Genomic DNA, 13800 nt, shown 5'->3' on the forward strand with positions numbered 1-13800 from the left:
GTGTCCCATGCGTTGCCGCTGTCCCGTCCCACCCCGCCCGCCCCGGGTACCGACACTCGCTCCCTCCGATGCTGCCGGACGCACCGGTGGGAGTCGCCGCGGGCACCCACCAGTCGGCGGTTCTCCCGCACGGGGACGCCGCCTTCCGGGGACCGAGCGCGGGCGGTGTCCGTGTCACGCCTGCTGCGGTTGGGCCGGTACCTGCCGTTTGTGGTGGGCGAGCTGCTGGTGGGCGGTCTCGGCACCGGTGTCGGGCTCGGTGTGCACGCTCGCGGCCGACAGGCGGGGGACCGCGTGGATGAGGGCGTGCTCGACGTCGTGGGCGATACGGTGCGCCCGGGCCACGGCCAGATCCGCCGCGACCGCCACGGACAGTTCGGCGTGCAGGCTGTGGCCGATCCAGCGCATCCGCACCTGCCCGACCCCGGTAATCCCCGCCACCCCGGCGGCGGTGCGCTCGGCCGTCTCCACAAGCTGGGGATCGACCGCGTCCAGCAGGCGGGCACCGACCTGTTTGGCGGCGCCGTACCCGACGAACACGATCGCGACGGTGATGGCCAGCCCGATCAGCGGGTCGGCGAGGGGGAAGCCGAGTGCCGCTCCGGCCGCGCTCCCCAGCACGGCGAGGGAGGTGAAACCGTCGGCGCGGGCGTGGGCCCCGTCGGCCACGAGCGCGGCCGAACCGATGCGCCTGCCCACCCGCATGCGCCAGCGGGCGACGAGCTCGTTCCCGGCGAAACCCACCACCCCGGCGGCGGCCACCGCCCACAGGTGGGATACCGGCTGGGGGTCGGCGAGCCGGTGGATCGCCTCGTATCCGGCCAGGGCCGCGGACGCGGCGATGAGCACCACCACGGCCACCCCGGCCAGGTCCTCGGTACGGCCCAGGCCGTAGGTGAAGCGCCTGCTGGCCGCGCGCCTCCCCAGCACGAGGGCGATACCCACCGGAAGCGCTGTCAGGGCGTCGGCGACGTTGTGGACGGTGTCGCCCAACAGCGCCACCGACGCGGTGAAGGCCACGATGAGGGCCTGGACGGCGGCGGTCGCCAGCAGGGCGACGAACGACCACACCAGGGTGCGCAGCCCCAGGCGGCTGGTCTCCAGCGCGGAGTCGAACTGTTCGGTGGTGTCATGGCTGTGGGGGGTCAGGGCGTGACGCAACCGCCCCCACACCGAGGCGGTTCTGCCGTGCCCATGGCCGTGCCCGTGACCGTGGCCGTGGTCGTGCTGGTGGTGGGGACGCTCCTCAGCCATGGGCGCCGGTGCCTTTCACGGATCGGTGGTGGTCACTGGTTGCGGCGGACGCGCGCATCCGACATTATGCAAGCATGCATGCGCATGACAACAGTTATGGCCGCAACGCCGAGGAGTCCCCCGAGCAGTACGGGGCCGCCGCCGAGGTCCTCGGGCTGCTGGCCGACCCCACCCGCCTGCGCCTGCTGCAGCTGCTCAACAGCGAGCAGGACGTCACCACCCTGACGTCCCAGGTGGAGGCCTCACGTTCGTCGGTGTCCCAGCACCTCGGGCGGCTGCGCCTGGCCGGGCTGGTCCAGGTCCGCCGCGAGGGCCGCCGGATGGTGTACCGCATCACCAGCGACCACCTGGCCGGGCTGGTCGAGGAAGCCCTCGGCTACGCCTACCACGCCGTGCACGGCATCCCCCACCACCGGAACCCCGAGGCCCCACCGTCCGAGTGAGGCCGGTGCCCGCGCACCCCCGTCCGACCGTCGCCGTCCCCGCAGGCAGCCGATGTCCACACCCAGTGCCGTGTCCACCAGTGAGCCCGGTTTCGTCCAGATCCGCCACCCGCACGAGATCACCGAGGACCTCCAGCGGGCCGCCGCCGCGTGCTGGAGGGAGGTCAGCGACGCCGGCGGGGCAGCCGGTTTCCCCTTCCCACCGGTCGACCCGCAGGAGGTCGGCGCGGCCGCCGAGGCAATCGTCGCCGGCCTCTCCCCCGACCGCAGCCGCCTGCTCGTCGCGACGGTGCGCGGCTCCCTGGCCGGGTGGCTTAACATCCGCCGCGACCCCCACCCGCTCGTCTCCCACTGGGGCACGCTCCACCACGTCCAGACCCGTCCGGAGGTGCGCGGCCAGGGAGTCGGCGCCGCCCTGATGCGCAGCGCCCGAACCGTCGCCCGCGAGGAGATGGGGTTGGAACAGCTCCACCTCGCCGCGCGTGGCGGCGCGGGCCTGGAGGAGTTCTACGGTCGGCTGGGCTACCGGGAGATCGGCCGGCGCCCCGGCGCCTACCGCCTCGCCCCGGACGACGACCGCGACGAGGTCCTCATGGCCCTGTCCCCGCTGTGAACGGAAACCGCCCGACAAGGGTGGGGAAACGGCAGGCCGCCCGCGCGAGGGCGTGTCCGGTGTCGGGACAGCGCCCGGTGCTCTGGAGGCCCGCGTGCGGGCGGGCTCGGGTAATGTCGGCAACCGTAGGACGCGACATCCGCACAGTGGGGGGGCATGGTGGCCGAGCAGCTGGAACCGATGCCGACGGAGTGGACCCGGGCGTTGGCGGTCGTGGCCCATCCGGACGACATCGAGTACGGGACCGCCGCCGCGGTCGCCGTCTGGACCGATGCCGGACGGGAGGTCAGCTACCTGCTCGCCACGCGTGGGGAGGCGGGGATCGACGGGATTCCGCCGGAGGAGTCCGCCGAGCTGCGCGAACGGGAGCAGCGCGCCAGTGCCGCGGTGGTCGGCGCGTCGACGGTGCGTTTCCTCGACCATCACGACGGGGTGATCGAGTACGGCACCGCGCTGCGCCGCGACCTCGCCGCGGCGATCCGCGAGCACCGCCCCGAACTCCTCATCACCATCAACCACCACGACACGTGGGGCGCCCGCGCGTGGAACACGCCGGATCACCGGGCGGTGGGCCGGGCCGCGCTGGACGCCGCCGGCGACTCCGGCAACCGGTGGATCTTCCCCGACCTCGCCGACAACGGCCTCGTGCCCTGGGACGGGGTGCGCTGGGTCGCGGTCGCGGGCTCGCCGCAGCCGACCCACGCCGTCGACGTGACCGACGGGTTCGAGCGCGGGGTGTCCTCCCTGCTGGAGCACCGCGCCTACATCGAGGGGCTCACGGACACTTCCCCCGAGACCTACGCCCGCAACGTACTGGAAAGCATCACCGGCGGCGGCGCCGCGCCGCAGTTCGGCGGCCGACCCGCCCTCGCCTTCGAACTCTTCCCGAGGTAGGGCAGCTCGGGTGGTGAGCGGACGGACACGCGGGTGTGTGAGGAGCGCCACCGGTGCGCTGATAGCGGGCTGCGCACTGCTGATGGTCCTCCTCGGCCTGCGGAGCGGCCAGGCCGTGGCGGTGCTGCTCGGGCTGTTCCTGCTGGTTCCGGCTGCCCTGGTGCTACGGTCGGCCGACCGCACTCACCCGGGCCGCGGGGGGGGGAGTAGTAGCACGCGGCGCCCGCGGGCGCTTCCCGAGGCAGCGCCTCCCCGGTACTCCAGGGAGTTCGGGCGTTCCCGGCGGCAGGGTCCGAGGTTCGCTGCGGTAGGCGCCCTTCATCCGGAGGGGCGGATTGTGGAAGGAACACGATGATCGTTCTGGCCCATACGAGCGACCTCCACCTCGACGGCGGTGAGCACAGCACGAACCGCGCTGCGCGTGTCATGAGCTACCTGAACGGGCTGCCCGACGCGATCGACGCGGTACTGGTCACCGGCGACATCGCCGACCACGGCCACGCCGCCGAGTACGAGCGGGCCAACGAGGTCCTGTCCTCACCGCTCCCGGTGTTCACCGGCCCCGGAAACCACGACACGCGAGCCGCCTACCGGGACGTGCTCCTGGGCCAGCCGCCCACCGACTCCCCCGTCAACGTGGTGCACCGGGCCGCTGGGGCGCTGTTTGCGTTCTGCGACTCCACCGTTCCCGGCCGGAGTGACGGCTACCTCGCTGACGAGACCATCGACTGGCTGGACCGGGTGCTGGCTGACAACCCGGAAGGCGTGCCGGTGTTCGTCTGCCTCCACCACCCGCCCGTCACACTGCACAGCCCTTACCTCGACGCCATGCGCCAGCACGGGGAGCAGCGTCTCGCCGACCTCATCGAGCGGAATCCCCAGGTCGCGGCCGTGCTGTGCGGACACGCCCACACTGCGGCAGCCACCACCTTCGCGGGCCGCCCCCTGTTGGTGGCGCCCGGTGTCTCCTCCACTCTGAAGCTGCCCTGGGAGCCGGGTGAGACGTTCGACTACGAGCATCCCCCCGCGGTCGCCTTCCACGTACTCGATGAGCAGCTGCGCGTCACCACGCATTACCGGGTCGTGCCCTGAGGCGCCACCCGCGCGGTAACAACACCGCCAGGCACCACGAGGCGGACCTCGGACAGCGGAATCGTTCCGACGCGGCGCGCGGGCCTCACGGGCGGTAGCTCGCCCGGATGTGGAAGCGTTCACCCTGGGGACCGAGGATGCTCAGGAACTCGACCGGCTGCGGTTCGGCGTTGCCGAACCAGTGCGGGAGGTGGGTGTCGAACTCAGCCACCTCGCCCGCGGTGAGGACGAGGTCCTGCTCGCCGAGCACCAGGCGCAGCCTCCCGTTGAGCACGTACAGCCAGTGGTAGCCCTCGTGCGAGCGGGGTTCCGGCTGGGCGCCGTGGTGGCGGGCGGGCAGGATCTGCTTGAACGCCTGCAGCCCTCCGGGTTTGCGGTTCAACGGGATCACGGTCATGCCGTGGTACTCGACGGGGCGCGGGTACACCCGGGGGTCGCCGCTGGCCGGGGCGCCGACGAGCTCGTCCAGCGGGACCTGGTGCACCCGGGCCAGGGGCAGCAGCAGTTCCAGGCTGGGCTTGCGCTGCCCCGACTCCAGCCGGGACAGCGTGCTGACCGGGATGCCCGTGCTCTGTGACAGAGCCGCCAGGGTAGCGCCGCTGCGGCGGCGCAGCTCGCGCAGCCGCGAACCCACCGCGTTGAGAACGGAATCGAGGTCGTCCGACACCCGTCTATTGCAGTTTTGGCAAAGAACTTTGTCAAACGGACACCCCGGTGTGCAGCCTGTGCAGCGGAGGTGGTCACCAGTGACTCAACGGAAACAGCCCAGCGAGGGCGGACGGTACGACGTCGTGGTCGTCGGCGGCGGCGCGGCGGGACTGAACGGGGCGCTCATGCTCGGCCGCGCACAGCGGTCGGTGCTGGTGGTGGACGGTGCACAGCCGCGCAACGCCCCGGCCGAGCACGTGCACGGGGTCCTCTCCCGGGACGGGACACCGCCCGAGCAGCTGCTGGGGCGGGACGCCGGGAGGTGGCGGACTACGGCGGGGAGGTCATCGCCGGCCGGGCGGTCGCGGCCTCGCCCACGAGTGACGGGCTCGAGGTGGAGCTCGACACGGGCGACCGGGTGCCGGGGCGGCGGTTGCTGGTGGCGACCGGGATCACCGACGAACTGCCCGACGTCGCCGGACTCCCCGCGCGGTGGGGGCGCGATGTGCTGCACTGCCCCTACTGCCACGGTTGGGAGTTCCGCGACCAACCGATCGGGGTGCTGGCCACGGGGCCGCAGGCCGCGCACCAGGCGCTGCTGTTCCGCCAGTGGACCAGCGACCTCACCCTGCTGCGGCACACCGGCCCCGCCCCCACCGACGAGGAGGCCGAACGGTTGTCCGCGCGGGGCGTCACGCTCGTGCCCGGTGAGGTGGCCTCCGTGGAGACCGGCGACGACGACCGGCTGCGCGGGGTCCGCCTGCGCTCGGGCGAGCTGGTCGAGCTGCGGGCCCTGGCGGTGGCGCCGCGGGCCGTCCCGCACGCGGCGGTACTCACCACGCTCGGTCTGGAACCGAGCCCTCACCCGTCCGGGACCGGCGACCACATCGCGGCCGACGCCAGCGGCCTCACCGGAGTACCGGGGGTGTGGGCCGCGGGGAACCTCACCGACCCGCGGGCGACCGTGCTCGCCTCAGCGGCCTCTGGTGCGGCCGCGGCGGGCGCGATCAACGCCGACCTGACCACCGAGGACACCAACCGTGCCCTACGAGCGGCCCGAGGAGCCCTCGCGCACGGCACGGAGAACTAGCTTCCCACCACCCCATCCCACTCCGGAACCAGGAGGCCGAACACATGGACGCGCAATTCTGGGACCAGCGGTACAGCAGCCAGGACCAGCTCTTCAGCGGTAACCCCAACCCGGCCCTCATCGACGAAACGGCCGACCTGCCACCGGGACAGGCCCTCGACGCGGGGTGCGGTGAGGGCGCCGACGCTTTCTGGCTGGCCCGACGCGGCTGGAAGGTCACCGCCGTCGACGTCTCCCGGGTCGCGCTGGAACGCGCCGCCGCACAGGCCACGGACACCACCGACGCCGTGGCGTGGGCCCGCGCCGACCTGACCGCCACCGGCCCGCCGGCGGGGGCGTTCGACCTGGTCTCGGCCCAGTACTTCCCTCTCCCGAAGCAGCCGGACCACGCCGCGCTGCGCCGCCTGCTGGCCGCGGTCGCTCCGGGAGGGACCCTCCTGTTCGTCGGTCACGACGTCACCGACATGCCGCCGGACAACGACCGCGGTTTCGACCCGGGCGCGTACTACCAGCCCCACGAGGTCGCCGAACACCTCGACGACGACTGGCGGGTACTGGTCAACGAGACCCGCCCGCGAACCGCGCCCGCGGCGGCGGACAACCCGCACACCCACGACACTGTCCTGCGGGCGCGGCGGCTGCGGTAGGAGACCACACGCGGACGCGGCTGTGCTCACCGCGGGCGCGGACGGCCGCCGTCGAGGTAGTCGGCGAGCTGCCGGCGCATGCTGGGGTGGATGTCGGCACTGTCCAGCTCCTCGACAGGAAACCACCGCACGGCGTCGGCCTCGTCGTTGCTCCGGGGGGCGCCGCCGACGGGACGGCCGAGGTAGGTGACCTCGAACTGCTGGCGGACCTCACCGTCGGTGTAGGCGACGATGTGGCGGGGATCGGAGTACACGCCCAGCAGTCCGGTCACCTCGGCGGTGACGCCGGTCTCCTCCTCGCACTCGCGCACCGCGCACTGGGACGGGGACTCCCCGATCTCCTGTGCTCCGCCCGGCAGCGCCCACTGTCCGGTGTCGCGGCGGCGCTGCAACAGCACCGCTCCCCCGCCGTCCACGACGAGCAGGTTGCTGGCGGGGATCAACGTGTTCGCCCGGGGCGCGCCCGGGTCGTGGTAGTACTCGGTTCTGCCCATGGCGACAGCATCCCCTACCGGCGGGCAGCGCGGGTGGGTTCGTCGTAGACCAGCGAGTACCGCCAGAACAGACGCCTACGCACTTTCGCACCGGGAAGTTCCACCGCCGCCCGCTCCCGGATCTCGGGGAGCGTGTCCCGGAGTGCGGGTCAAGCACAACCACCATGTACGTCCTCGTCCCGCTGATCGAGCGCCTCCAGCGCGATCAGCACGCGCTGGCTGGCGCCGCAGCATTTCTCCCTGTCAGCGTGGGCCCGCATCACCGCCCCCGCCGCATCCCGAATATTCGACGTCACACCGGGCGGTGAGGGCGAGGGCCCGTCCCTGCCGTTCGTGGTGACCAGGGGCAGCGAACTCTTGGGCCGGGCTGGCGGTTACCAAGCTCCTATCCCGCCATAGGAGCAAGCAACTGTCCCCTCGTGGACGAATACCTGTTGCGGACACGGATGGGCTGATGCGCCGATTCGGCCACGCGAACACACGGATCCGGCGTGGGAACCGAGTAAACCGCGCGGGCATTGACTTGTGCGCAGGATCCCATGAAACCTCGCATACGCCCGGAATCACGGTGGTAATGATGGGTTCGGCACGGAGCGCGATGTGCGCAAGGGAGTGTGGGGTTGAGCGTCGAATCGTTCGGCATTGAGAAGGAGTTCCTGTCCAATCTGCTGCGGCAGGCCAGGGAGGGGCGCATTCAGCTTCCGGAGTTCCAACGGGGGTGGGTGTGGCCCGAGCGCAACATCATCAGCCTGCTGAGTTCGATATCGCTCGGCTACCCGGTGGGCACGACCATGATGCTCCGTACGGGTGGGGAGACCCGATTCAAAGAACGCGCGGTGGAAGGGATCGAGCTGCCCGCGGGCGCGTCTGCCGAGCGGCTTCTGCTGGACGGACAGCAGCGGCTGACCTCGCTGTACCAAGCGTTGATGCTCAACCGTCCCGTGCGCACTCAGAACGAGAAGAAGCACGAGGTCGAGGGGTGGTTCTACGTGAACATCAAGCACGCCCTCGACGAGACCTACGACCGGGAAAACGCCTTCCGGTTCGTCCCGGCCAACCGGCTGATACGCACTGACTTCGCGCGGGACGTGGAGCTGGACCTCTCCACACCGGAGAAGGAGTACGCCGCCGGGATGTTCCCCCTTACCCGGGTATTCGACGCCGATGACTGGGCCGAAGGTTTTCGAGAACATCACGAGTACGACAAGACGGCCAGCAAACAGTGGCAGGCGTTCAATAAGCAGTTCGTCAAACGCTTCGAGCAGTACCTAGTTCCCGTCATCGAGCTAAGTTCGACAACGCCGCGCGAGGCGGTGTGCCAGGTCTTCGAGAAAGTCAACACCGGTGGGATCACTCTGACCGTGTTCGAGCTGCTCACCGCGACCTACGCGGCCGACGACTTCGACCTGCGCCAGGACTGGGAGGAGTGCCGACAGCAGTGGACGGGAGATCGCCAGCAGGTACTGGAAAAGGTATCCGAGACCGATTTCCTGCAGGCGGTCACCCTGTTGGCTACCTACCGCAACCACGTTGAACACGCGGGTGCCGAGTCGGATCGCTCACTGCGGATCGGCTGCCGCCGCTCCCACATGCTCCGCCTGCCTCTGCAGGAATATCGCAGGTACAGCCGGGAAATCGTCGCGGGTTTCCAGGCTGCGGCGCGGTTCCTGCACCAGCGCTACGTCTTCGACGTGAAGTCCCTGCCGTATGGGAGTCAACTGATCCCGCTGGCCGCGATCTGCGCTGTTCTCGGCCAGGAGTGGAACACCCACGACGCCCAACAGAAGATCACCCGCTGGTACTGGTGCGGCGTCTTCGGCGAGCTCTACAGCGGGACCACCGAGACACGCTTCGTCCGCGACCTCACCGAGGTGGTGGACTGGGTACGGGGTGTCGGTGGCGAACCGCGCACGGTCCAGGAGGTCCAGTTCGCGCCGCAACGGCTACGCACGCTACGTACCCGCAACAGCGCTGCCTACAAGGGGATCTACGCGCTGCTCATGGCCGACGGAGCGCGAGACTGGATCAGCGGCAACGACGTGAATGTGGCGACCTACTTCGACGATGCTATCGACATCCACCACATATTCCCTAAGGCATGGTGTAATCGTAACGGGGTATCGCGCGAGGCCTATGACTCGATCATCAACAAGACGCCCCTCTCAGCGCACACCAATCGGGTCATCGGAAGTACGGCGCCGTCGAACTATCTTGCGCGCCTCGTCCAAAAGGAGGGAATTAGCCAGGACGCGCTACTCAAGCATGTCCAAACCCACCTCATCGATACCGACAAGCTCAGCGCCGACGATTTTCCCGCTTTTTTCCAGTGGCGGGAGCGGAAACTACTGGACCGAATCGCCACCGCGATCGGAACTGAGGCCCTCACCCCATCGGAGAGCGCTTCCTGAGACTCCCCGTTCCGTCCCGGGATAAACCGAGTACGGCAACGGTACGCGCGCCGAACTCGCCGACCGGGACGGCCGCCACCTGAGCGTCAACGCCAACGATCTGGTCCGGGACCGGGAGGTGCTGGCGCCTGGCCTGCGACGGCATCCCGCACTCGACCGTCTCCGGAGGAGCCGAGGTCTCCGGTCTCCGCCACCGCACGTACCTGCCCCACCCACCGGATGCGGGGCCCGGAGGCGGGTGAGCCGCACACGGGACCGGGAGCGCGGCTCGGGGAACCGCGACCTGACGCGTGCGCGGTTCCGGCGAAGCGGGATACTGATGTTCTGTCGGTCCGCCCGTCCTGTCCTGTCAGGAGTCCCCAGTGTCCGAAGGTTCCCCCGCACCCCCCGAGCCCGAACCGCAGAACCCCGGTGGTCTGGTCGCCCGCTACCGGGTGCCGGTCGTCACCGGTGGCGTTGTCGCCGCGACGGCCGCCGCGATCGTCCTGCCCCTGTGGCTGGCACCCGGACCGCCCTACACCGAGGTTCCCACCTGCGAGGAACTGTTCACCGAGGAACTCACCTCCGAGCTTCACCTGGGGGACGTGGGGATGGTGGGCCTGGGGAACGAGGACCGGTCCTACCCCTCCCTCAACATGCCGGACGGACCGGACCGGACGTGTTTCGACGTCCAGGACAACAGCCTGGCCCTCACGGTCACCCGTTACGACGCGGAGGCGGACTCCCCCGACTACAGCGAGGTCCGGCAGACGGTGGCCGACCGTCGCAAGACCAGGCGGGAGTGGCTGGAGGGCTCCACCCAGCCGGACGTGCCCTACACCGCCACCGAGGTGGAGGAGCTCGACACCGGCGACGAGGGGTTCGCCTCCCTGTACGAACCCTCCGATGAGAAGAGGTGGGACTACGCGGAGTGGACCCCGACCGGGGACGGCCGGAGCCACGCCGTGGCGGTCTTCAACACCCGTAACCTCCTCGTCCGGGTCACGGCCTACGGCTCCGGGAACCAGACGCTCCGGTCCCCGCTGGCCACCGTGCAGCGTGTCGCCCCAGCCCTCGAGGAGCGGATCGCCGACACCGGCGAGACGGCCTGACCGGACCACGAAACGGTCCGGCCGGGAGTTACGGACCGCTCCGGTCCCGCTGCGTAGGCCGCCGGTACATCCCTGCCCGAACGCCGGCAGCCCTCGCGCGGCCGAGGGGCCGGGACGGTGCGTTCGCCGCGTTCAGGAACCGGTGATCTCGCCGCGGTCGATCGCCGCCCGCCGCCGGGACTCCGTCTCGGCGACGAGCCGGGCGATGTCCTGCCCACTGAGCGCCCCGGACAGGGTTGCCAATGTTTCCAGCGGCATGGAGTCGGCCATGGCCAGCATCTCCTCAGGAACCTCCCGGAACTCCGGCGGGAGTTGGTCGCGCAGCTCGTCCAGCACCGGCCCTCCGACAGGGTGGCCGCGCCACTCGCCGATGGTGGAGCGGGCGGTGAGCGCGGGGGCGAACCGGTCCCCTTCACTGGTCACGTCCACCCGGAGGCGGAGGTCGCGGCAGGACGCGCCCACCGCGAGGGTGTAGGTCCCCTCGCTCAACGACCAGCGCTGGTTCAGCGGGTCCCAGGTGGACAGGTCACGGGCGCCGGCGGCCAGTTCGAGGCGGGTGCTCTCTCCGGGAGCCAGCGTCACCTTGGCGAAGTCGGTCAGCTCCCGGCGGGGCCGGGTGGGGTGGTCCTGCTGGACCTCCACGTACAGCTGGGCGGCCTCGGCGGCGGTGTAACCGCCAGTGTTGGTGACGGTGAACGCCACCCGCCAGCCGTCGGCACCGTCGGGTTTCGCCTCCGCATCCGCGTAGGCGAAACTGGTGTAGGTCAGCCCGTGGCCGAACGGGTAGGCCACGGGACGGTCCAGGGTGTCGAAGTAGCGGTAGCCCACGAACACGCCCTCACCGTACACGCAGTGGCCGTACTCGCCGGGGAAGGCGAGGTGGGAGCCGTGGTCACTGAGCCGCAGCGGGATGGTCTCGGTCAGGCGCCCCGAGGGCGACACGGCACCGGTGAGCACGTCGGCCAGGGCGGCACCGCCCGCCTGGCCCAGCAGCCACCCCTCGAGGACGGCGTCGGCCTGATGCTGCCACTCGTTCACCGACACCACACCGCCGTTGGACAGCACGACCACGACCCGGTCGGTGACCTCCCGGACCCGGTCCAGCAGGGCGAGCTGGTCGTGGGGCAGCCCGATGCCGGAGCGGTCGAAACCCTCGGACTCGGCGGCCTCGGGCAGGCCCAGGAACAGCACCGCGGTGTCGTTCGCCGCGGCCGCCGCCACGGCCTCGTCGACGAGGCCACTGTCGGGGCGGCCGTCCAGGGTGAACCCGGGGGCGAACGTGACCCCGCCGGGCACGGCCTCGGTGAGGGCGTCCAGCGCGTTGCGCACGGTGGTCGGCACCACGTGGGAGGAGCCCCCGCCCTGGAACCGCGGAGTGCGGGCGAACTCGCCGATCAGCGCCACGGAACGGCCGGGGTCCAGTGGCAGGGTGCCGCCCTCGTTGCGGAGCAGCACCACCGCCTCACCCGCCGCCTCGCGGGCCAGGGCGTCGTGGCTGTCGTGCTCCGCCGGCCGGGAGGTGTCGCTGGAGACGCGTTCCTGGAGGCGCCGCAGCCGGTCCACCACGGTGTCCAGCACCGACTCGTCGAGTTCGCCCCGCTGGACCGCCTCGGTGACCAGCCGGTCGGTGTGGCTGGGCGGCATCTCCAGGTCGAGCCCGGCACGCACCGCGGCGACCCGGTCCACGACGGCGCCCCAGTCGGAGACCACGGCCCCGTCGAAGCCCCACTCGTCCCGCAGCAGTGTGGTGAGCAGCCACGGGTCCTGGCTGGCGTGGACCCCGTTGATCCGGTTGTAGGCGCACATCACCATGGCCGGGTCGGCGGTGCGGACGACGTGTTCGAACGCGCGCAGGTAGATCTCGCGCAGGGTGCGGTCGTCCACGTCGGCGCTGACCCGCATCCGGTCGGTCTCCTGGTTGTTGGCGGCGAAGTGCTTCACGCACGCCCCCACCCCCTGGGACTGGATGCCGTCCACCAGTGCCGCGGCGACGCGTTCGGTGACGTGAGGGTCCTCGGAGACGTACTCGAAGTTGCGCCCGCCCAGCGGGGAGCGTTTGATGTTCATGCCCGGGCCCAGCAGCACGTCCACCCCGAGCGCGTTGGCTTCCGTGCCGAGGGCGGCACCGACGCGCCGCACCAGGTCGGGGTTCCAGGTCGCGCCCAGACCGACGGCGGGCGGGAAGCACGTGGCCGGGACGCTGTCGCCGATGCCGAGATTGTCTCCGCCCTCGGACTGCTTGCGCAGACCGTGCGGCCCGTCGGCGAGGGTGAGGCGGCGCAGCGTGCCCGGGACGGCGGTGGTGTGCCAGGTGTCGCTTCCGGAGGTGGCCGCGGCCTTTGTGGCGGGGTCCAACGCGTCAGGGGTGCTCATACGGGCCCTTCGGGGTCGGGTACGGACTCGGCCAGGCCGGGGACGGCTATCCCCAGGGTGGCAAGGAAGGATTCGACGGCGGCGGGCATGTCCACACTCTGTGGACACAGCAGCCACTGCACCTGCAGACCGTCCATGACGGCGAGGAACTGCTGGACGGCGAGTCGTGGTGTGACGGTGGCCCGCTCGTCGAGCAGCTCGGCGAACGCGGGAACGAGACAGCCGCGCAGGGTCTCGTAGCGACGGACGAAGTGGTGGTGGGCGGGGTGGTCGGGGTCGGTGGCCTCGGCGGACAGCTTGGTGTACAGCGACACCAGGCTGGGGGTGCGCATGTTGCGGGCGACGATCGCCAGAACGTTGGTCAGCCGCTCGCGCGCGGTGAGTCCTTCTGCCAGCACCAGGGGCGCGTCCATCTCGTCGCGCCGGGTGAGGATGGCGAGGAGCAGGGCTTGTTTGTCGGGGAAGTGGTGCAGCACCCCGGCGTGGGTGAGTCCGGCCTCCGCGGAGATGTCGCGCAGCGAGACCGCGCGGTAGCCCGACCGGGCGAAGAGCTCGACGGCGGAGTCGATGACGCGCTGCCGGGTGCGCTCCCCCTTGGACACGCGCGCTGGCCCCGGGGCGGGCTCGGTCACGGAAACTTCTCCTCACGGCGCCGGGACCCGAACGTGTGGACGCGCTGCGGCCTGTCGGAACGACCCGTCCCATGCGCGGCCACGGACCCAAAACCTACCAGCTGGTTATTTTTTTGCCAGG

At 70.9% G+C, this 13800-nt stretch carries 13 protein-coding genes; 8 read left to right on the forward strand and 5 right to left on the reverse strand.

Annotated elements, in window-relative coordinates; translation table 11 throughout:
- Positions 1 to 174: 174 nt before the first annotated feature.
- Positions 175 to 1254, reverse strand: coding sequence for a cation diffusion facilitator family transporter (locus FHX37_RS18255; RefSeq protein ID WP_141925454.1), 1080 nt, complete (start codon positions 1252 to 1254; stop codon positions 175 to 177).
- A 74-nt stretch (positions 1255 to 1328) separates the two neighbouring features.
- Between FHX37_RS18255 and FHX37_RS18260 the strand changes: the two genes are divergently transcribed.
- The 4 genes from FHX37_RS18260 (at position 1329) to FHX37_RS18275 (ending at position 4296) form a co-directional block, all read left to right on the forward strand.
- Positions 1329 to 1697, forward strand: coding sequence for an ArsR/SmtB family transcription factor (locus FHX37_RS18260; protein WP_141925455.1), 369 nt, complete (start codon positions 1329 to 1331; stop codon positions 1695 to 1697).
- 70 nt (positions 1698 to 1767) lie between these two features.
- Entirely contained in the window at positions 1768 to 2310 is a 543-nt protein-coding gene (locus FHX37_RS18265) for a GNAT family N-acetyltransferase (protein WP_211351951.1), read from the forward strand.
- A 156-nt stretch (positions 2311 to 2466) separates the two neighbouring features.
- Positions 2467 to 3204 carry a PIG-L deacetylase family protein gene (locus FHX37_RS18270; RefSeq protein WP_246062433.1) on the forward strand — a complete coding sequence of 246 codons (738 nt, stop codon included), beginning with the start codon at positions 2467 to 2469 and terminating at the stop codon, positions 3202 to 3204.
- A gap of 351 nt (positions 3205 to 3555) precedes the next feature.
- Complete coding sequence (locus FHX37_RS18275; protein ID WP_141925457.1) at positions 3556 to 4296, forward strand: metallophosphoesterase; 741 nt, start codon at positions 3556 to 3558, stop codon at positions 4294 to 4296.
- 85 nt (positions 4297 to 4381) lie between these two features.
- On the opposite strand, the gene FHX37_RS18280 is transcribed toward FHX37_RS18275, so the two are convergent.
- Positions 4382 to 4963 carry a helix-turn-helix domain-containing protein gene (locus FHX37_RS18280; protein ID WP_141925458.1) on the reverse strand — a complete coding sequence of 194 codons (582 nt, stop codon included), beginning with the start codon at positions 4961 to 4963 and terminating at the stop codon, positions 4382 to 4384.
- A gap of 303 nt (positions 4964 to 5266) precedes the next feature.
- On the opposite strand from FHX37_RS18280, the gene FHX37_RS18285 reads away from it, so the two are divergent.
- Both FHX37_RS18285 and FHX37_RS18290 read left to right on the forward strand, forming a co-directional pair.
- Positions 5267 to 6034 carry an NAD(P)/FAD-dependent oxidoreductase gene (locus FHX37_RS18285; protein ID WP_342777632.1) on the forward strand — a complete coding sequence of 256 codons (768 nt, stop codon included), beginning with the start codon at positions 5267 to 5269 and terminating at the stop codon, positions 6032 to 6034.
- 44 nt (positions 6035 to 6078) lie between these two features.
- Positions 6079 to 6681, forward strand: a complete 603-nt coding sequence (locus tag FHX37_RS18290) for a class I SAM-dependent methyltransferase (RefSeq protein ID WP_141925459.1) — start codon at positions 6079 to 6081, stop codon at positions 6679 to 6681.
- Positions 6682 to 6707: 26 nt separating this feature from the next.
- Here the strand turns inward: FHX37_RS18290 and FHX37_RS18295 are convergent, their stop codons facing one another.
- Positions 6708 to 7175 (reverse strand): NUDIX domain-containing protein, encoded by a 468-nt coding sequence (locus FHX37_RS18295; RefSeq protein ID WP_141925460.1) that lies wholly within the window; start codon positions 7173 to 7175, stop codon positions 6708 to 6710.
- A 620-nt stretch (positions 7176 to 7795) separates the two neighbouring features.
- Here FHX37_RS18295 and FHX37_RS18310 point away from each other — a divergent pair.
- Together FHX37_RS18310 and FHX37_RS22995 are read left to right on the forward strand one after the other, a co-directional pair.
- Positions 7796 to 9583: a GmrSD restriction endonuclease domain-containing protein gene (locus tag FHX37_RS18310; RefSeq protein WP_141925461.1), complete on the forward strand. Its 1788-nt coding sequence runs from the start codon at positions 7796 to 7798 to the stop codon at positions 9581 to 9583.
- Positions 9584 to 9945: 362 nt separating this feature from the next.
- Complete coding sequence (locus tag FHX37_RS22995; RefSeq protein WP_170181634.1) at positions 9946 to 10674, forward strand: hypothetical protein; 729 nt, start codon at positions 9946 to 9948, stop codon at positions 10672 to 10674.
- Positions 10675 to 10806: 132 nt separating this feature from the next.
- Here the strand turns inward: FHX37_RS22995 and FHX37_RS18320 are convergent, their stop codons facing one another.
- The gene (locus tag FHX37_RS18320) at positions 10807 to 13047 is read right to left on the reverse strand and encodes a glycoside hydrolase family 3 C-terminal domain-containing protein (RefSeq protein WP_141925462.1); all 2241 of its coding nucleotides are present in this window, start codon (positions 13045 to 13047) and stop codon (positions 10807 to 10809) included.
- Entirely contained in the window at positions 13044 to 13679 is a 636-nt protein-coding gene (locus FHX37_RS18325) for a TetR/AcrR family transcriptional regulator (RefSeq protein ID WP_141925463.1), read from the reverse strand. Before FHX37_RS18325 ends, FHX37_RS18320 begins: the two co-directional genes overlap by 4 nt.
- Positions 13680 to 13800 lie beyond the last annotated feature (121 nt).

It is taken from the genome of Haloactinospora alba, assembly GCF_006717075.1.
Taxonomy (GTDB): domain Bacteria; phylum Actinomycetota; class Actinomycetes; order Streptosporangiales; family Streptosporangiaceae; genus Haloactinospora; species Haloactinospora alba.